Here is an 18,245-nt window from a genome sequence, read left to right as displayed (position 1 = left end):
GGGGGCGGGCGGCCCCCGTGCCTCCGTCACCCCAATTGGTCGGCGATGATCCAGCGGCGGCTGATCGCGGTGCGCATCAATTGCATGCCGCAGCAGACGCAGCGCGCGCGGCGGACGCCACCGATCTCGCTCTGTTTGCGGCCGGGGCGGTGGCGGGTCGCAAGGCAGGTGGCGATCATCGGCGATGCCGGCATGGGCTGGGCTCCTTCTCGCGCGGTCATCACGCCGGCGCATTGCCTGCGGATGTCTCGAACGGTCCAAAGCGGAAATATCGCGGCAATATGGCGTGGCTAGCGATGCGCGCGTCGGTGGCGTTCTCTCCCACTTTCGACCCATCGACATCCGGGCGCTCCCCGGTGCCCGACGGTCGAGCTACGGGATCCCCCCGGTCCCGTAGCTCGCCTAATCCTCCGGCGGATCGATCGGTTCGACCGCGAGCACCTCGATCGCCGCGTCGCGACCATTGAAGGCGAGGACGTCGTCGGGCTCGGCGCCGATCAGCGCATGCGCCAGCGGCGCGCCGTAGGCGAGCCGGTCGGCGTGCGGGTCGGCCTCGTCGTCGCCGACGATCGCGATCGTCCGGGTCTTGCCGGCGAGGCGGATCGTCACCCGCGTGCCGAAGCCGGCGCTGCCGTCGGCGGGCGCGGCGGTGGGCACGGCGGTGGTGCGGCGCGTCTGCCAATAGCGCAGGTCGCGGCGCAGCGCATCCAGCGCCGCCGCATCCGCCGCCGCGATCGCCGCCTCCAGCGTGGCGATCCGCTCCTCGATCAGCCGCTTGCCGGTGGCGGTGACGAGGTTGGGCGCGCTGGGGATGGGCAGCTCGAACTTGGGCTCCAGATGCTCCTCGTCGCTCTCGCGGCGGAACGCGACACTCATCACACGGTCCTCATCGTTAACGTCCCATCCGTGGACAGGTCGGGTTTAACCACCTTTGGCGCTGGTCGATATCGTAAACGAGGCGTTAACACCCTCGCCATGACCAGACGCCTCGTCCTCACCAATGAATCGGCCCGACACCCGTTCCGGCGGACGCTGCCGCCGCCGGTGCTGCCCGACATCAGGAAAAGCGACGACGAGGATTGGAAGCTGTTCCTGCTCAGCTTCGCCGCCTTCTTCACCTGCTTCTACACATTCCTGTTCTAGCGCCGGCTCAATCGCAGGCGCGGTGCAGCCGCTGTGCGATCCAGGCCGAGATCAGGCACATCGCGGCGACGAGGAACAGCATGTCGACCGGCTGGACGCCGGCGATGTTGATCCCGATCGCGGCGATCGACCCCAGCGTCATCGCGCCGGAATTGACGACGTTGTTCGCCGCGACGGTGCGCGCGGTCTGGTCCTTTTCCACCGTGGTGGTGAGGAAGGCGTAGAGCGGCACGACGAACATGCCGCCGGTGGTGGCGATCGCCAGCAGGCACAGCATGATCGGGATCGCGCGCGGCTGCGCGACGAAGTCGGTCCAGTCGTAATATTGGCCTGCCGCCGCCGGCACCCAGGTACGGCAGAGCAGCGAGAAGACGACGACGAAGCCGCCCATCGCGATCACCGACAGCGGCGAGTAGCGCGCGCTGATCCGCCCTTTGAGCATTGTATTGATCACCACCGATCCGATCGCGACGCCGACCGAAAAGACCGCGATCGCGCCGCTCGCCACCATCTTGTCGGCGGTGAGCACGTTCTTGACCAGCGGCGGGAAGATGATGATCAGCACCGCGCCGATCGTCCAGAAGAAGCTGATCGCGCAGATCGCCATGAACAGCCGCGGGATGTGCATCGTCGTGCGGATCAGCCGCCACGATGCGGTGAACGGATTGTAGTTGAGCTTGAGCCGCGGCCCCTCGCGCGGCGCCGGCGGGATCTGGCGCGCGGCGAACCAGCCGATGACCGCGACGACGAGCACGAGGATCGCCGCACCCTCGATCGGCACATAGCCGGCGACTATCGTACCGAGCAGGATCGCCAGATAGGTGCCCGCCTCGACCAGCCCGGTGCCGCCGAGCACGTCGTGCGCTTTCAGATGCTGCGGCAGGATGGCGTATTTGATCGGCCCGAAGAAGGTCGAATGGACGCCGAGGAACAGCACCGCGCCCAGCATCAGCCCGACGCCGAGCGTCGGCAGGCCGGCCCGCGCGACCATCAGGCCGGCCGCGCCGAGCAGCATGATGCCGATCTCGGCGGTCTTGACGATACGGATGATCCGCGCCTTGTCGTGGCTGTCGGCCAATTGCCCGGCGAGCGCCGAGAACAGGAAGAACGGCAGGATCGCGATGCCGGTCGCCAGCGCGTTGAAATTCGTCTCCATGTGCGGATCGTTGAAGATCGCATAGGTCGCGAACAGCACCATCGACGTCTTGAACAGATTGTCGTTGAAGGCGCCGAGGAACTGGGTGGTGAAAAGGGGCAGGAAGCGGCGCTGCTTCAGCAACCCCATGGCATTCAACATGCGATTAACGGCCTTCGATCGTGGCGGTATTCCCCGCGGCATAGCGGTTTGCGCAGAGCGCGCCAACGGGGAAGGTGGCCGCGCATCGCCCCTCCCTTGCCGGGGCAGTCGCATACGACCGATCGGCGTGTCGCAACGGCGCCTGTGGCTTCCGTCATGCCGGCCTCGATCCGGCATCCCGCTTTTTTGCGCCATCCAGAGAAGCGGGACCCCGGCGCAAGGCCGGGGTGACGGAGTGGGGTCAGGGAGGGGAGGGGTTCCGCCCGCTCCCGCGCCGGGGTAGGAAGGCGACGATGCTGACCTTGCCCAACCTCCTGACGCTGTCGCGGATCGTCGCGGTGCCGCTGCTCGTCGCCTTCTTGTGGTGGCCGCGGTGGGAGGCGGGGTTCGGGATCGCCTTCGCGCTCTATTGCCTGATGGGGATCACCGATTATTTCGACGGCTATCTCGCCCGCGCGCAGGGCGCGGTGTCGAAGCTCGGCGTGTTCCTCGATCCGATCGCCGACAAGATCATGGTCGCCGCGGTGATCCTGATGCTCGTCGGCACGCGGCACGACGACAGCGCGCTGATCACCGGCGTCCATCTGATCGCCGCGCTGATCATTCTGCTGCGCGAGATTGCGGTGTCGGGGCTGCGCGAATTCCTCGCCGGCCTGCAGGTGTCGCTGCCGGTGTCGAAGCTCGCCAAGTGGAAGACGACGCTGCAGCTCGTCGCGTTCGGTGCGCTGATCCTCGCGGGTGCGCTGCCCGCGCAGGCGTGGATCAAGGTGACCGGGCTCGGCTGTCTGTGGGCGGCGGCGGCGCTGACGCTGGTGACGGGCTGGGATTACCTGCGCGTCGGCCTGAAGCATATGGACTGACCGATGCGATTCGAGATGCTCTATTTCGCCTGGGTACGCGAGCGCATGGGCCGGTCGCAGGAAACGGTCGACGTCCCCGCGGCGGTGACGACGGTGGCGGCGCTGGTCGACTGGCTGGCGGCGCGCGACGCGATCGGCGCCGAGGCGCTGGCCGATCGCGGCCGGCTGCGCGCGGCGGTCAATCAGGCGTTCGTGGCGATGGACGCGACGATCGTCGGCGCGCGCGAGGTGGCGCTGTTCCCGCCGGTGACCGGCGGATGATCCGTATCGTCGTCACGCCCGAGGCGATCGACATCGCCGCCGAAATGGCCCTCGCCGAGGCGGCGGCGGGGACCGGCGCGGTGGCGACCTTCACCGGGCTGGTCCGCGCCGACGAGGACGAGGCGGGGGGCGTCGGCACGCTGGAACTGGAACATTATCCCGGCGCCACCGAGGCGGCGCTGTTCCGTGTCGCCGCCGGGGCGGTGGAGCGCTGGTCGCTCGGCGGCGCGACGATCGTGCATCGCGTCGGGCCGATGACGCCGGGCACGCGGATCGTCTTCGTCGCGGCGTCCTCGGCGCATCGCGCCGCGGCGCTGGAGGCATGCGCGTATCTGATCGACCGGCTGAAGACCGATGCGCCGTTCTGGAAGCGCGAGACGCGCGCCGGCGAAACACGCTGGGTCGAGGCGCGCGACACGGATATGGATGCGGCGAAGCGCTGGGAAGACACTTAGTTCCTCCCTCGCTTTAGCGGGGGAGGGGGACCGCCCGGCGCAGCCGGGTGGTGGAGGGGGCGTTTCCACAAACGCGAAGCTCGCCGTATCCTCCCCTCCGTCACGCTCTCCGGGCGCGCCACCCCCCCCCCTGGCGGGCAGGGCTATCGCATATGAAATTTTTAAGTTGTGATCGTGCGCCGGAGGCCCGCAGCTCAATTGGAAAACTCCAACCTCGCGAGAGGTCACGTACCCACATTGCGTGGAACATTGCGTGGAACGTCATATGCGATAGCCCTGCCCTGGCGGGGGAGGAATTCAATTACTGCGGCAGATTCGGCACCAGCACGCCGTTGACGACATGGATCACGCCATTGGCCTGCGCGACGTCGGCCGCCTCCACGTAGCTGCGGTTCCCCGTCACGCTGGTCAGCGTGATCACGTCGCCGGTCAGCGTCGCGGTGATCGGCTGGCCGCCGAGCGTGGTCAGCATCGTGCGGCCACCGCCGGCGCGGATGCGGGCGGTGAGCTGTTCGGTGGTCATCGTTCCCCGGACGATATGATAGCGCAGCAGCGCAACGAGCGCCGCGCGATTCTCCGGCGCGAGCAGGTCGCGGGCGATCCCCGGCGCGAGCCGGGTGAACGCCGTGTCGGTCGGTGCGAACAATGTGTACGGGCCGTTGCTGGCGAGCAGCGCATCCAGCTCCGCGGTATGCAGTTCGGCCGCCAGCGTGCCCAGCCCCGGCGTCGCGGCGATCGAGGTGGCGATCATCGCATCGGATTCGATGTGCGAGGGGTCGACCGGCACGACCGCGGCGGCGGGCGGCGGCGGCGGGGCGCTTACCGGCGCGGTCGCCGGCGGCACGCAGCCGGCGAGGCCCGCGGCGAGGAGCAGGACGGCGGCTCGCCGTACGGAGGTCTGCAAGGATCGGATCACATCGGCTCCTATGGGGTCACCGCGCTTCGGCGAGCGCCTCGGCAAGCAATTGGAAGTCCTTTTCGCGCGGCGATGCGCGACGCCAGACCAGCGCGATCCGCCGCACCGCATTGTCGGCGTCGAGCGGCCGCGCGACGATATTGGTATGGTCGAGGATACCGGCCTTCAGCGCCATCTCCGGCAGCATCGTCATGCCGAGGCCGTTATCGACCATCTGCACGATCGTGTGCAGCGAGGTGCCGAGCATCGTCGCCTCGGCGCGCAATTCGGGGCGGTTGCACGCGGACAGCGCATGATCCTTGAGGCAATGGCCGTCCTCGAGCAGCAGCAGCCGCGTCTCGTCGATCAGCGATGCCGGGATCATCGGCGGGTCGCTCGGCATGTCATGCGGCTGATAGGCGACGAACAACCGATCGTCGAACAAAGCGTGGCTGGCGACGTCGCCGCAGGCGAAGGGGAGGGCGAGCAGCACGCAATCGGTGCGGCCGTTGTGCAGCCCCTCGCAGGCGGCGCCCGAGGGCTCCTCGCGCAGGAACAGTTTGAGATCGGGATAGTCGCGGCGCAGCCGCGGCAGGATGTGCGGCAGCATGAACGGCGCGATCGTCGGAATGACGCTCATCCGCATCTCGCCCGACAGCGGCCGGCCGGCGGCACGGGCGATGTCGCCGAGTTCCTCCGCCTCGCGCAGCACGCGCCGCGCCTTATCGGCGATCCGGTCGCCCAAAGGCGTGAAGCGAACGACGCGGCGGGTGCGCTCCACCAAGGTCACGCCGATCAGCGTTTCGAGTTCGCGCAGCCCTGCGGACAGCGTCGACTGGGTGACGAAGCACGCGTCGGCGGCACGGCCGAAATGGCCCGCGTCCTTCAGCGCAACGAGATATTGCAGCTGTTTCAGCGTCGGGAGGTAGGTCGCTGCCATGGGGGCGGGAGATAGGGGGGCGCGGCGGAGGGCGCTACCCCTAAGTCCTCCCCGGCACGGGAAGGGGGACCGTTCGCGAAGCGAATGGTGGATGGGGGCTTCCGCAACCTTGACGCGTGTGGAAGCCCCCCTCCGTCACGGCTTCGCCGTGCCACCTCCCCGTGCCGGGGAGGATTTAGGCGGTTACTCCGCCGCTTCTTCCCAATCGTGCGTCTCTTCCGCGGGCAGGCGGATGAGGTGGTCGAACGCGGCCAGTGCCGATTTCGAGCCGTCGCCCATCGCGATCACGATCTGCTTGAACGGCACCGTGGTCGCGTCGCCGGCGGCGAAGATGCCGGGCTGCGAGGTGTGGCCGCGGTCGTCGACCTCGATCTCGCCGCGCGGGGACAATGCGATCGATCCCGCCAGCCATTCGGTGTTCGGCACCAGCCCGATCTGGACGAAGATCCCCTCCAGCTCGACGCGGTGCATCGTGCCGTGGGCGCGATCGCGATAGGAGAGCGCGGTCACCTTGTCGCCGTCGCCATGCACTTCGGTGGTCAGTGCCGAGGTGATGACGCGCACGTTGTTCAGGCTGGCGAGCTTGCGCTGGAGCACCGCATCGGCGCGCAGATCGGTGTCATATTCGATCAGCGTGACGTGCGCGACCAGCCCGGCGAGGTCGATCGCCGCCTCTACGCCCGAATTGCCGCCGCCGATCACCGCGACGCGCTTGCCCTTGAACAACGGGCCGTCGCAATGCGGGCAATAGGCGACGCCCTTGTTCTTATAGGCGTCCTCGCCCGGCACGTTCATCTGCCGCCAGCGCGCGCCTGTCGAGAGGATGACGGTCCGCGCCTTGAGCGATGCGCCATTCTCCAGCACCAGCTCGTGCAGGCCGCCCTCGGGTGCCGGGATCAGCTTTTCGGCGCGCTGCAGGTTCATGATGTCGACGTCGTACTCGCGGACGTGGCGTTCGAGGTCGGCGACAAGCTTCGGCCCCTCGGTGTGCGGCACCGAGACGAGATTCTCGATCGCCATCGTGTCGGCGACCTGACCGCCGAACCGCTCGGCGAGGATGCCGGTGCGGATGCCCTTGCGCGCGGTGTAGATCGCCGCCGCGGCACCGGCAGGACCACCGCCGACGACGAGCACGTCGAACGCATCCTTGGCGGCGATCGACTTCGCGGCGCGTGCCGAGGCGCCGGTGTCGAGCTTGGCGACGATCTGCTCCAGTTCCATCCGGCCCTGGCCGAACACCTCGCCGTTGAGGAAGACGGTGGGCACCGCCATCACCTTGCGGTCGGCGACCTCGTCCTGGAACAGCGCGCCGTCGATCGCGGTATGCGTCACGCCCGGGTTGAGGACCGCCATCAGGTTGAGCGCCTGCACGACGTCGGGGCAATTGGCGCAGGACAGCGAGAAATAGGTCTCGAAGCGATACTCGCCGTCGAGGTTGCGAACCTGGTCGAGCAGCTCCTGCGCCGCCTTCGACGGATGGCCGCCGACCTGGAGCAGCGCCAGCACCAGCGAGGTGAATTCATGGCCCATCGGCAGGCCGGCGAAGCGCACGCCGATGTCGGTGCCGGTGCGGCGGATGAGGAAGCTGGGGCGGCGCGCATCGTCGCCGGTGGTCGTGGTGATCTGGTCGGAGAGCGCGGCGATCTCGTCGATCAGCTCGCGCATCTGCCGCGACTTGGCGTCGTCGCCCAGGCTGGCGACCAGTTCGATGGGCTGGCGGATGTTGACCAGATAGACCTTCAACTGCTGCGTCAGATTGGCGTCGAGCATGGGGGCACTCCGAAAAATAGGCGTCTTCGAAAACAAGCGGCCCGGGGCGGAGGGAACCACCCCGGGCCGCGATCACCTGCCACGGGGAGGGGCAGGGATTCGCTTAGATCTTGCCGACGAGGTCGAGGCTGGGGGCGAGCGTTTCCTCACCCTCTTCCCACTTCGCCGGGCATACTTCGCCCGGATGCGCGGCGATATATTGCGCGGCCTTGATCTTGCGGAGCAGCTCGGCGGCGTTGCGGCCGACGCCTTCCGAGGTCACTTCGATCAGCTGGATCACGCCCTCGGGATCGACCACGAAGGTGCCGCGATCGGCGAGGCCCTGGCCTTCGCGCAGGATCTCGAAATTGTTGCTGATGCTGTGGTTCTGGTCGCCCAGCATGAAATAGTTGATCTTGCCGATCGCCGGCGAGCTGTCGTGCCACGCCTTGTGGCTGAAGTGCGTGTCGGTCGAGACGCTGTACACTTCGACGCCCATCTTCTGGAGCGTGGGATAGACGTCGGCGAGGTCTTCCAGCTCGGTCGGGCAGACGAAGGTGAAGTCGGCCGGGTAGAAGAAGAAGACTGCCCACTTGCCCAGCACGTCGGTGTCGCTGACGCTGACGAACTTGCCTTCCTTATAGGCCTGGGTGGTGAACGGCTTCAGTTTGCTGCCGATGAGGGCCATGTCGGGTCTCCGGTTGAATGACGTGGACCGGATATAGGCGCTCATGCCGCAGTGCAAAATCAATCTGTTCGCATCCTGTGATCGAATGGGCCGATCAAAGGTCAAAAGCCGCGCGTTTGCGCGTATTTAATCGTGCTGCGGTCGCGTCGGATTTATTTCGCGAATGCGGCGTAGATCGACCAGGCGCTGGTCAAGGTCAGCAGAACGCCGACCATCGCCATCAGCCCGCGAGTCGGTACGCGCTTGGCGAGGATGCCGCCGAGCGGCGCGGCGACGAGCCCGCCGATGAGGATGCCGAGCGTGTGCAGCGTGAACGCCGACCAGCCGAGCGCGATGAAGAAGGTGATCGAGGCGGTCGCGGTGAGGAAGAATTCCGCGGTGTTGACGGTGCCGATCGTATGCCGCGGCGTCGCGCCCTGGATCAGCAGGTTGGAGGTGACGACCGGCCCCCAGCCGCCGCCGCCCGCCGCATCGAGGAAACCGCCGACGAGGCCGAGCGGCGCGATCACCTTGGGCGTGCGCGGCTCGATCCGGCCCTTCACCGCGCGGAACAGCAGATAGAGGCCGATACAGGCGAGATAGGCCATCACGAACGGCTTGGCGATCGAGGCGTCGACGTTGCTGAGCAACGTCGCGCCGAGCGCCGCACCGATCACGCCGGGGATCACCAGCCGGCGGAACAGCTTCCAGTCGACGTTGCGATGCGCGATGTGGCTGATCCCGGAGGCGGCGGTGGTGAAGGTCTCGACCGCATGGACGCTGGCGGAGGCGACCGCCGGCGGCACGCCCATCACCGTCACCAGCAAGGTCGAATTGATCACGCCGAACGCCATGCCGAGGGCGCCGTCGACCACCTGCGCCGCGAAGCCGATCGCGATGAACGGCAGCACCTGGGTCCAGTCGATGGCGAGGAGGAAGTCGGGCATCGGCAATCGTCTCTCCGGCAGAATGTCGGGTTCGAGATTACCCGCTATCGCTCTCATCGTGCACGGTGGCGCCAAATCCTACAACAAAGCTGGGCTTTGTCGCACCCAAGCTTCGCGGGCCGGGCATGGCAATTTGCACAACGAGAGGCTACATTCGCGCATCTGCTCGGGAGACGTTGGCGCATGTTCGGACGCTTGGCCGCCTATCTGGATTCGATCAAGGCCCGCGATCCGGCTCCGCATTCGCGCGCCGAAATCCTGCTTTATCCCGGCGTCTGGGCGGTCGGGCTTCATCGCATCGCGCATGCCCTGTACCGCCGGCGCCTGTTCTTCCTCGCCCGGCTGGTCAACCACATCGCCCGCGCCTGGACCGCGATCGACATCCATCCCGGTGCGACCATCGGCCGCAACTTTTTCATCGACCACGGTTTCGTCGTGATCGGCGAAACCGCGGAGATCGGCGACGACGTCACCATCTACCAATGCGTGACGCTCGGCGGGACCAGTCCCGACAATGGCGTCGCCGGCAAGCGTCACCCGACACTGGCCGATGGCGTGATCATCGGATCGGGCGCGCAGGTGCTCGGCCCGATCCTGGTCGCGACCCGCGCACGCGTCGGCGCGAATGCGGTGGTGACGCGCGACGTGCCCGAAGGCGCGGTGATGGTCGGCATCCCCGCGCGCGCGACGATGGTGGAGGGCGGCGCGGCGACGACGCCGGCGCGGTTCGTCCCTTATGGCACGCCGTGCAGCGACATGTTCGATCCCGCGACGCAGAAGATGGAGATCATGCGCTGCGAGCTGGAATCGATGCGCAAGCGGCTCGATGCGCTGCTTGGGGAACAATTGCCCGAAGCGGAGCGTGATCGCGCCTGATGGGTATCGTCACTCCGTTTCCGCACGCCGGCAAGCCGTCGCAAATCGGTTTCGAGCGGTTCGAACTCAACCGCATCCTCGATCTCTACGGCCGGATGGTCGCTGCGGGTCATTGGAAGGACTATGCGCTGGAACTCGGCAAGGACGCCGCGGTCTTCGCCGCCTTCCGCCGTGCCGCCGAGCGTCCCGAGTTCCGCATCGAGAAACGCCCGGCGTTGCGCGGCAAACAGGGGATGTGGGCGCTGATCGGCGAACAGGGCGTGGTGCTGAAGCGCGGCCACGAGCTTGGCCCGGTGCTGGCGCCGGTCGAGCGCCGGTTGATGAAGCTGGTGGAGTGACGCCACGGACGGCTTGACGGCCGCCCCGTTCTTTCCCCGTCAGGCGGCGTGCACCGGCGGCAATCGCAGGCGCAGCGACTGTGGCAGGCGGTCGACCAAAGCGCGCCGCATCGGCTGCCAGAAGGCCGACAGGCTGAGCAGCGCCGAACCGATGACGAAGGCGGTCAGCGCCGCGCCCAATTCGATCGCGCCGGCGCTGCGGAACAGCGCGTAGAGCGCCGCCAGCACGTAGGCGAGGCCCGACACCAGCAGCGCGCGGCGGTCCACCGCGAGCGCGATGCCGGCGAAGCCGACGTAGAGCGCCAGCACCACGATCGCCATGCCCGCGCCGATGTCGCCGCGGAACACGCCGAGCATCTGGAAGATCGAATGCGCGATCATCGGCGCCGCGGTGAGATGCAGCCAGAAGGCGACGTCGGCGCGGCGCGTCCGGCGTTCGGTGTCGCTCATGTCCCAGCGCATCGCGAAGGCGAAGACCGCGATGCCGCCGACGAGGAGCAGCGGCCATTTCGCCGCCTCGATATCGGGAAAGGCCGCGAGCACCAGGGCAATGCCGGTGCCGGTCAGTGCCGCCGCCCCCGCCGCGACCGTGATCGGCACCATGAACCGCCGCCAGTGCAGCCACGCGCCGCCCGCCATGCACGATGCGACTCCCGCCGCGACCAGCGCGGTGGCGCGATCGCCGAGGTGCGGCGCGACGGTCATCATCACGCCGACCAGCGCCCAGCCGATGCCGCCGACGAAGGTGAGCAACAGCAGGATGCTCGGCAGCGCCATGCGGCGGCGCGCGGTGAAATATTCCGCCAGGCCCCAGGACGCCGCGGCGAGCAACAGCCCGCCGAACGGCTTGGCGATCGATCCGCCGATCTGGCCAAGCGCGACGAGCAGCAGGACGAGCGCGATCGACACGAAGATGTCGTTGAAGCCGGTGAGCAGCCGGAAATGCTCCTCGTCCACCGCCGGCGTCGCGTGGCGCGCGGCAACATGCGCGCGCAGCGCCGCGGCCGCCGCCGGCGTGATCGCGCCCGCGCTCACCGCCGCGTCTATGTCGCTTTCGCTGTACATGGTCGTTCCCCCCGTTGCGGATGTGGAACGTATCAGGCGTGTGTTATCTATTCAATACACGCACGTCACTTCATCCTGCGAGCCTTCTGCGAAAGCCGGCCGGTACGCACGAACATGTACCCCGGCGGAGGCCGGGGTACATCAGGAGTGTTGGGGAGGTCCCGCGTTCGCCCGAATGGCGGATGGACGAGCCCTCATCTGCCCTGCAGCAAGGCGCCGATCGTCATCGCCTGTTCAGCGCCGGTCTTCGGCACGATCTCGCCGGTGCGGTCGGTGATCGCCGCCCAGTGCGCGGCGACGCCTTCGGGGGACAGATCGTCGCCGGTGAGCAACGCGCCGGGGGTCAGCGTCACGTACGAGGCCTGGAACGCGCCCGCGCCGGCGCCGAGAATGACATTGGTCGGCGCGTCCTCGCTGACGAGATAGAGCGCGCCCGGCGCGACCTTTTCGGGGGCGAAGGCCTGGAAGGCCGCGGCGGGGAACAGGTCCTCGGTCATCCGCGTGCCGGCGGTGGGGGCGAGCGTGTTGACGCGGATGTCGTGCTTCGCGCCCTCGATCGCCAGCGTCTTGGTCAGGCCGGCGAGGCCGAGCTTTGCCGCGCCGTAATTCGCCTGGCCGAAATTGCCGAACAGGCCGCTCGACGACGAGGTCATCAGCACGCGGCCGTAATTCTGTTCGCGGAACGTCTCCCAGCATGCCTTGGTGGCGAAGGCGGAACCGAGCAGGTGGACGCGGACGACGAATTCGAAATCCGCCGGCTCCATCTTGGCAAAGGTTTTGTCGCGCAGGACGCCGGCATTGTTGATCAGGATATGGACACCGCCCCAGGCCGCCTTCGCCTGCGTCACCATATCGGCCATCTGCTCGTATTCGGCGACGTTGCCGCCGTTGGACATCGCCTCGCCGCCGGCGGCGCGGATCTCCTCGACCACGGCGAGCGCGGCGTCGCTATGGCCGGTGCCGTCCCGCGCCCCGCCGAGGTCGTTGACCACGACGCGCGCGCCGCGCCGGGCGAGGTCGAGCGCATAATGGCGACCGAGGCCGCCGCCGGCGCCGGTGACGATGGCCACGCGGCCGTCGAAGCGGATGGGGGACATGGAAAAGGCGCTCCTCGTGGTGATGGAGCGCCTTTCCCTAAACGTTAAGTGGCATCTGGCAACCGGTCATGCCAGCCGCCGCACCGGCTTACTTCTTGCCGCCGCGCTGGATGCACTGATCGTATTGGCCCTTCTTGCAGACCGGATATTTGGCGAGCGGCGCGGGCGCCGGGAAGGCCTGGTCGGGGCTCGGCGCGGGACGGAACACCGGCGGCAGGCTGGCACCGGGCGTACCGCCGCTGACTGCCGAACCGCTCGGCGCATAGCCGCCGGCCGGGGTCGCGCCGCCGGTCGAAGCGGGGGCGGGCGTGCTCGCCTGCGGCGTGGGCGCGGGGGCTGCAGCGGGATCGGCGGGCGCCGGCGCGGCCGCAGGATCGGCAGGAGCCGCGGCGGGATCGGCTGGGGCGGCGGGATCAGCCGGCGCGGTCGTCTGGGCGTCGGTCGGCGCCGGGGTGGTCTGCGCCAGGACGGGGGCAGCGATCAGGGCCGTGGCGGCCAGCAGAATGAGCTTCATCGCGGGATCTCCTATCGAATCTCATGCGTCATCTCGTGTCAACGCCTGCGCCCAACGTCCCAATGCGGACTTTTATCCATCGTTTCGCGTCCGATTCTATTTCGGGCGACGCGGGGCTATGGAGAATCGACTGCAACGGCATCAGTCGCACGTCACTCCGGCATCGTTCCCCCCGTCAGGCCCCCGAATCGAGCGAATAGCCCGCCGAGCGGACGGTGCGGATCAGGTCGGGACGGTTGCCGATGTTGATCGCCTTGCGCAGGCGGCGGATGTGGACGTCGACGGTGCGGCTCTCGATGTCGCTGTCGTGGCCCCAGACCGCGTCGAGCAGGCGCTCGCGGCTGAACACCCAGCCGGGATGCTCGAGGAAATGCTTGAGCAGCCGGAATTCGGTCGGCCCCAGCGGCACGACCTCGCCCGAGCGGCGGACCTTGTGGCCGACCGTGTCCATCTCGATGTCGTCATAGGTCAGCGCCTCGCCGGCCAGCGCGGGCCGCACGCGGCGCAGCACCGCGCTGACCCGCGCGACGAGTTCGCGCGGGGAGAAGGGCTTGGTGACGTAATCGTCGGCGCCCGTCTCCAGCCCGCGGATGCGGTCCTCCTCCTCGCCGCGTGCGGTCAGCATGATGATCGGCACGTTCTGCGTTTCGGTCATCCGGCGCAGGCGGCGGCAGACCTCGATGCCCGAGAGCCCCTCGACCATCCAGTCGAGCAGGACGATGTCGGGCGCCTTCTCCTTGGCGAGCAGCAGCGCCTCCTCGCCGTCGGGGGTATGCGCGACGTCGAAATCCTCGCGCTTGAAGTGATAGATGAGCAATTCGGCGAGGGCAGCATCGTCCTCGACCAGCAGCATGGAGGCGCGGGCCATCAGCGTATGTCCTTGTCCGGGCCGCCGCGGTCGCGGTCGGCCATCTGGGTGCCGGTTGCGGCGAAATAGACCATTTCGGCGACGTTGGTCGCGTGGTCGCCGATCCTCTCCAGGTTCTTGGCGACGAACAGCAGGTGCGCGACCTGGCTGATCGTGCGCGGGTTCTCGACCATGTAGGTGACGAGGGTGCGGAAGATGCTGTCGTAGAAATCGTCGAGCGCGGCATCGCTGTGGACGACGCGCACCGCCGCCTCCGCATCGCGCGCGGCGAAGGCGTCGAGCGCGTTGCGGACCATGTCGCTCGCCATCCGCGCCATGGACGGCAACAGCGAGATCGGCTCGATGCGATGCCCGCCGCCCTCGTTGGCGGCCTCGATCAGCGGCACGCGCTTGGCGATGTTCTTGGCATAGTCGCCGATCCGCTCGACCACCGCGGCGATCTTGAGCGCGGCGACGACCTCGCGCAGGTCGACCGCCATCGGCGCGCGCAGCGCGATGATCCGCACCGCGAGCCGCTCGACCTCCGCCTCGATCGCGTCGATCGCCTTGTCGTCGGCGCGGACGCGCGCGGCGAGCGCGGGATCGGGGCGGGCGAGCGCCTGCATCGCCTGCGCGATGGCATCCTCGGCCAGACCGCCCATCTGCGAGATCATGCCCCGCAGCTGGCCGATATCGGCATCGAATGCCTTGACGGTATGATCCATTGGCATGTCCGTCCTCTCAGCCGTAGCGGCCGGTGATGTAATCGCGGGTGCGCTCTTCCCGCGGATTGGTGAAGATGTCGCTGGTCGCGCCGAACTCGACCAACTGGCCGAGGTGGAAGAAGGCGGTCTGTTGCGAGACGCGCGCCGCCTGCTGCATGTTGTGCGTGACGATCACGATCGCATAGCGGCCCTTCAGTTCGTGGATCAGCTCCTCGATCTTGGCGGTGGCGATCGGGTCGAGCGCGCTGCACGGTTCGTCCATCAGGATCACCTCGGGATCGACCGCGATCGCGCGGGCGATGCACAGGCGCTGCTGCTGGCCGCCCGACAGCGCGGTGCCGCTGTCCGAGAGTCGATCCTTGACCTCGTCCCACAGGCCGGCGCGGCGCAGCGATTGCTCGACCAACGCATCGAGATCGGCGCGCGCGGTGGCGAGGCCGTGGATGCGCGGGCCGTAGGCGACGTTCTCGTAGATCGACTTGGGGAAGGGATTGGGCTTCTGGAAGACCATGCCGACGCGCGCGCGCAGCTGCACGACGTCCATGCCGCTGGCGTAGATGTCCTCGCCGTCGAGCAGGATCTCGCCGGTGACGCGCGCCGACGCGACGGTGTCGTTCATCCGGTTGAGCGTGCGCAGGAAGGTCGATTTGCCGCAGCCCGACGGGCCGATGAAGGCGAGGACATTGTCCTGGTCGACGTCGATCGAGACGTGGTCGATCGCCTGTTTGGCGCCGTAGAAGACGCTGATGTCACGGGCGGAAATCTTCGGGGTCACCAGCGGGTCTCGAATCTGTTGCGGAGATAGATGGCGAGCCCGTTCATCGCGAGCAGCACGACGAGCAGCACGATGATCGCCGCCGAGGTCTTCTCGACGAAGCCGCGGTCGATATCGTCCGACCACAGGAAGATCTGCACCGGCAACACGGTGGCGGGATCGGTGAGCCGCGACGGCGGTGCGGCGATGAAGGCACGCATGCCGATCATCAGCAGCGGCGCGGTCTCGCCGAGCGCGCGTGCCATGCCGATGATCGTGCCGGTCAGGATGCCGGGCAGCGCGAGCGGCAGCACATGGTCGAACACCACCTGCACCGGCGAGGCGCCGACCGCGAGCGCGGCGTCGCGGATCGACGGCGGCACTGCCTTGATCGCGTTCCTGCCGGTGATGACGATCACCGGCATCGTCATCAGCGCCAGCGTCAGCCCGCCGACCAGCGGCGCCGAGCGGGGGAGATGGAAGGTGCCGAGGAACACCGCGAGGCCGAGCAGCCCGAAGATGATCGACGGCACCGCGGCGAGATTGTTGATCGACACCTCGATGAGGTCGGTCCAGCGGTTCCGCGGCGCATATTCCTCGAGATACAGCGCGGCGAGCACGCCGATCGGGAAGGCGAGGACGATCGTGACGGCCATCGTCAGCAGCGAACCCTTGAGCGCGCCCCAGATGCCGACGCGGGTCGGATCGGTCGAATCGGCGGCGGTGAGGAAGCCGCCGCTCCAGCTGGTGGTCAGCAGCCCGCGTGCCTGCAACCGCGCCACCGCGGCCTCCGCGGCGGGGGTGCCGTCGTGCTTGGCGGCGACGTCGATCGCGCTCGCCACCGGCACCGCGATCGTCGTGCGACCGCGCAGCAGCGCCGGATCGCGCTTCACCGCATCGCGCACCACCAGCCAGGCGCCGTCCGAGATCAGGTCCGCGCCACCCGGCCCGAACGCATGCGTCGCGGCGCCGTCGACCGCATTTTCCAGCCCCGCGCCGGCGAGCGCGAGATCGGCGCCGCGGCCGTGCAATTGCGCGGGCGTGACCGCTAGTTTCGCGGCGGCGAAGTCGATCGGCAGCGCGATCCGCGTCTGGCGGAATCCGCTCAGCCCCTCCCACACCATGCTCGCGAGCAGGAAGGCTAGGAATGCCGCCGACAGCCACACCGCGGCAAGGCCCATTAGCCGGAACCGCCGCTCGGCCGCATAGCGCCGCCGGGTGCGCCGCTGCACCGCCGTCGCCGTCCAGTCGGTGGGCAGGCGCGACTTATTCATAGGCTTCCCGATAGCGTTTGACGACGGTCAGCGCGACGATGTTGAGCGCCAGCGTGATGACGAACAAGGTGAGGCCGAGCGCGAAGGCGGCGAGCGTCTTGGCGCTGTCGAACTCCGCCTCGCCGGTGAGCAGGTCGACGATCTGCTTGGTGACCGTCGTCGTGCTGGCGAAGGGATTGGCGGTGAGCGTCGCGACGCCGCTCGCCGCCATGACGACGATCATCGTCTCGCCGATCGCTCTGGAGACCGCGAGCAATATGCCGCCGACCACGCCGGGCAGCGCGGCGGGCAGGATGACGCGGCGGATCGTCTCCGACTGGGTCGCGCCCATCGCCAGGCTGCCGTCGCGCATCGCGGCGGGGACGGCGGCGATCGAATCGTCCGCCATCGACGAGACGAAGGGGATGATCATGATCCCCATCACCGCGCCCGCCGCCAGCGCGCTCTCCGACGAGGCATTGGCCACGCCGAGCGCGACGCCGAGCTGGCGCACCGCCGGGGCGACGGTGAGCGCCGCGAAATAGCCGTAGACGACGGTCGGCACGCCGGCGAGCATCTCCAGCACCGGTTTCATCCAGGCGCGGGTGCGGACATGCGCATATTGGGTGAGATAGATCGCGCTCATCAGCCCGAACGGGATCGCCACCGCCATCGCGATCACCGCGCCGATGAAGAAGGTGCCCCAGAACAAGGGCACCGCGCCGAGGCTGGCGCCGGGATCGCGCGCGTCGATCACCTGCGGGCTCCAGTGCATGCCGAACAGGAAGTCGCCGATCGGCACGATGCGGAAGAAACGCGCCGATTCGTAGAGCAACGACGCGACGATACCCACCGTGGTGAGGATCGCGATCAGCGACGCGGCGAGCAGCAGCAGCATGACGACGCGCTCGACCTGCGTCCGCGCGGCGAAATCGGGGCGCACCCGCGTGAAGGCGAGGCCGCCGCCGGCGAAGGCGAGCAGCAAGGCGATGACGGTGGCAATCCAGTCGTAGCGGGTCTGCGCGGTCGCATAAGCGGGGGCGAGCGTGGCGGAGAGGTCGTGGAACGCGCCATAGCCGCGCCCCGCGCCGAGCTCGCGCGCTTCCGACAGGATCGAGGCGCGCTCGAAGCCCGGCGGCGGCAGTGCCGCGGCGGCGGGGGTGGCGAGCACCGCGTCGGTGACCAGCGCCGGTGCGGTCAGGCTCCATATCGCGAGGAAGACGAGCGGCGGGACGAGCGCGCAGACGGCGACGAAATAGCCGTAATGGACGGGCAGGGCGGTGAAGCGCGCGCGTCCCGGCGTGCGGAACGTCGCGGCGCGCATCCGCGCGGCAAGCCAGCCGATCAGCGCGAGCCCGAACACGACGATGGCGACGGCAAGCGCGCTCATGACACCCGGCCCGCCACATCCATCCCGTCGCCCCGGACGTGATCGAGACCTGTCCAAAACTCCCCAAGTGCTCCTGCGAAAGCAGGAGCCCAGGAGTCCCGAGCGCCAGACGTTGGTTTGCTCCTGCTTTCGCAGGAGCATCGCGCTGCCCGCACGGCGCTCCTTGCCGCGG

The 18,245-nt window shown here is 68.3% G+C and carries 22 protein-coding genes; 6 read left to right on the top strand and 16 right to left on the bottom strand.

Features of this window, described 5'->3' with window-relative positions; translation table 11 throughout:
* Positions 1–26 precede the first annotated feature (26 nt).
* Together SFC76_RS14890 and SFC76_RS14885 are read right to left on the bottom strand one after the other, a co-directional pair.
* Positions 27–194, bottom strand: a complete 168-nt coding sequence (locus SFC76_RS14890) for a hypothetical protein (protein ID WP_156143830.1) — start codon at positions 192–194, stop codon at positions 27–29.
* Positions 195–402: 208 nt separating this feature from the next.
* The gene (locus tag SFC76_RS14885; protein ID WP_322850197.1) at positions 403–876 is read right to left on the bottom strand and encodes a GreA/GreB family elongation factor; all 474 of its coding nucleotides are present in this window, start codon (positions 874–876) and stop codon (positions 403–405) included.
* Positions 877–975: 99 nt separating this feature from the next.
* On the opposite strand from SFC76_RS14885, the gene SFC76_RS14880 reads away from it, so the two are divergent.
* Entirely contained in the window at positions 976–1,143 is a 168-nt protein-coding gene (locus SFC76_RS14880) for a hypothetical protein (RefSeq protein WP_322850196.1), read from the top strand.
* A 7-nt stretch (positions 1,144–1,150) separates the two neighbouring features.
* Here the strand turns inward: SFC76_RS14880 and SFC76_RS14875 are convergent, their stop codons facing one another.
* Positions 1,151–2,440 (bottom strand): MFS transporter, encoded by a 1,290-nt coding sequence (locus tag SFC76_RS14875; protein ID WP_322850195.1) that lies wholly within the window; start codon positions 2,438–2,440, stop codon positions 1,151–1,153.
* A gap of 293 nt (positions 2,441–2,733) precedes the next feature.
* Between SFC76_RS14875 and pgsA the strand changes: the two genes are divergently transcribed.
* The 3 genes from pgsA to SFC76_RS14860 are packed head-to-tail and all read left to right on the top strand — an operon-like array spanning position 2,734 to position 4,016.
* A complete protein-coding gene (gene pgsA, locus SFC76_RS14870) occupies positions 2,734–3,300 on the top strand; it encodes a CDP-diacylglycerol--glycerol-3-phosphate 3-phosphatidyltransferase (protein WP_038663498.1) in 567 nt (188 codons plus the stop codon).
* A gap of 3 nt (positions 3,301–3,303) precedes the next feature.
* Positions 3,304–3,561 (top strand): molybdopterin converting factor subunit 1, encoded by a 258-nt coding sequence (gene moaD, locus SFC76_RS14865; protein ID WP_322850194.1) that lies wholly within the window; start codon positions 3,304–3,306, stop codon positions 3,559–3,561.
* Complete coding sequence (locus SFC76_RS14860; protein ID WP_322850193.1) at positions 3,558–4,016, top strand: molybdenum cofactor biosynthesis protein MoaE; 459 nt, start codon at positions 3,558–3,560, stop codon at positions 4,014–4,016. The genes moaD and SFC76_RS14860 overlap by 4 nt, the downstream gene beginning before the upstream one ends.
* A gap of 301 nt (positions 4,017–4,317) precedes the next feature.
* On the opposite strand, the gene SFC76_RS14855 is transcribed toward SFC76_RS14860, so the two are convergent.
* The 5 genes from SFC76_RS14855 to SFC76_RS14835 form a co-directional block, all read right to left on the bottom strand.
* Positions 4,318–4,932, bottom strand: a complete 615-nt coding sequence (locus SFC76_RS14855) for a fasciclin domain-containing protein (RefSeq protein WP_322850192.1) — start codon at positions 4,930–4,932, stop codon at positions 4,318–4,320.
* Positions 4,933–4,948: 16 nt separating this feature from the next.
* A complete protein-coding gene (locus SFC76_RS14850; protein WP_322850191.1) occupies positions 4,949–5,851 on the bottom strand; it encodes a hydrogen peroxide-inducible genes activator in 903 nt (300 codons plus the stop codon).
* 183 nt (positions 5,852–6,034) lie between these two features.
* Positions 6,035–7,621, bottom strand: coding sequence for an alkyl hydroperoxide reductase subunit F (gene ahpF, locus SFC76_RS14845; RefSeq protein ID WP_322850190.1), 1,587 nt, complete (start codon positions 7,619–7,621; stop codon positions 6,035–6,037).
* Positions 7,622–7,724: 103 nt separating this feature from the next.
* Positions 7,725–8,288 carry an alkyl hydroperoxide reductase subunit C gene (ahpC, locus tag SFC76_RS14840; RefSeq protein ID WP_322850189.1) on the bottom strand — a complete coding sequence of 188 codons (564 nt, stop codon included), beginning with the start codon at positions 8,286–8,288 and terminating at the stop codon, positions 7,725–7,727.
* A gap of 152 nt (positions 8,289–8,440) precedes the next feature.
* Positions 8,441–9,214 carry a sulfite exporter TauE/SafE family protein gene (locus SFC76_RS14835; protein WP_322850188.1) on the bottom strand — a complete coding sequence of 258 codons (774 nt, stop codon included), beginning with the start codon at positions 9,212–9,214 and terminating at the stop codon, positions 8,441–8,443.
* Between the two features lie 183 nt (positions 9,215–9,397).
* Between SFC76_RS14835 and epsC the strand changes: the two genes are divergently transcribed.
* The gene (gene epsC / locus SFC76_RS14830) at positions 9,398–10,090 is read left to right on the top strand and encodes a serine O-acetyltransferase EpsC (RefSeq protein WP_322850187.1); all 693 of its coding nucleotides are present in this window, start codon (positions 9,398–9,400) and stop codon (positions 10,088–10,090) included.
* Positions 10,090–10,428 carry a DUF2794 domain-containing protein gene (locus SFC76_RS14825; protein WP_322850186.1) on the top strand — a complete coding sequence of 113 codons (339 nt, stop codon included), beginning with the start codon at positions 10,090–10,092 and terminating at the stop codon, positions 10,426–10,428. Before epsC ends, SFC76_RS14825 begins: the two co-directional genes overlap by 1 nt.
* A 39-nt stretch (positions 10,429–10,467) precedes the next feature.
* Here the strand turns inward: SFC76_RS14825 and SFC76_RS14820 are convergent, their stop codons facing one another.
* The 8 genes from SFC76_RS14820 to pstC all read right to left on the bottom strand — a co-directional run bounded on the left by SFC76_RS14820 (position 10,468) and on the right by pstC (position 18,073).
* Positions 10,468–11,493, bottom strand: coding sequence for a hypothetical protein (locus SFC76_RS14820; RefSeq protein ID WP_322850185.1), 1,026 nt, complete (start codon positions 11,491–11,493; stop codon positions 10,468–10,470).
* A gap of 194 nt (positions 11,494–11,687) precedes the next feature.
* A complete protein-coding gene (locus tag SFC76_RS14815) occupies positions 11,688–12,590 on the bottom strand; it encodes an SDR family NAD(P)-dependent oxidoreductase (protein WP_322850184.1) in 903 nt (300 codons plus the stop codon).
* Positions 12,591–12,678: 88 nt separating this feature from the next.
* Positions 12,679–13,104 carry a hypothetical protein gene (locus tag SFC76_RS14810; protein ID WP_322850183.1) on the bottom strand — a complete coding sequence of 142 codons (426 nt, stop codon included), beginning with the start codon at positions 13,102–13,104 and terminating at the stop codon, positions 12,679–12,681.
* Between the two features lie 175 nt (positions 13,105–13,279).
* Positions 13,280–13,972: a phosphate regulon transcriptional regulator PhoB gene (phoB, locus tag SFC76_RS14805; protein ID WP_322850182.1), complete on the bottom strand. Its 693-nt coding sequence runs from the start codon at positions 13,970–13,972 to the stop codon at positions 13,280–13,282.
* Positions 13,972–14,676 carry a phosphate signaling complex protein PhoU gene (gene phoU / locus SFC76_RS14800; RefSeq protein ID WP_322850181.1) on the bottom strand — a complete coding sequence of 235 codons (705 nt, stop codon included), beginning with the start codon at positions 14,674–14,676 and terminating at the stop codon, positions 13,972–13,974. The genes phoB and phoU overlap by 1 nt, the downstream gene beginning before the upstream one ends.
* Positions 14,677–14,692: 16 nt before the next feature.
* Positions 14,693–15,451 (bottom strand): phosphate ABC transporter ATP-binding protein PstB, encoded by a 759-nt coding sequence (pstB, locus tag SFC76_RS14795; protein ID WP_322850180.1) that lies wholly within the window; start codon positions 15,449–15,451, stop codon positions 14,693–14,695.
* Positions 15,448–16,704, bottom strand: coding sequence for a phosphate ABC transporter permease PstA (pstA, locus tag SFC76_RS14790; RefSeq protein WP_322850179.1), 1,257 nt, complete (start codon positions 16,702–16,704; stop codon positions 15,448–15,450). Before pstA ends, pstB begins: the two co-directional genes overlap by 4 nt.
* Positions 16,697–18,073 (bottom strand): phosphate ABC transporter permease subunit PstC, encoded by a 1,377-nt coding sequence (pstC, locus tag SFC76_RS14785; RefSeq protein ID WP_322850178.1) that lies wholly within the window; start codon positions 18,071–18,073, stop codon positions 16,697–16,699. Before pstC ends, pstA begins: the two co-directional genes overlap by 8 nt.
* Positions 18,074–18,245: the final 172 nt, after the last annotated feature.

This window comes from Sphingomonas sp. CD22, assembly GCF_034556155.1.
Taxonomy (GTDB): domain Bacteria; phylum Pseudomonadota; class Alphaproteobacteria; order Sphingomonadales; family Sphingomonadaceae; genus Sphingomonas.
Note: the sequence above shows the minus strand (reverse complement) of the source record. Positions and strands in the feature narration are given on the sequence as shown.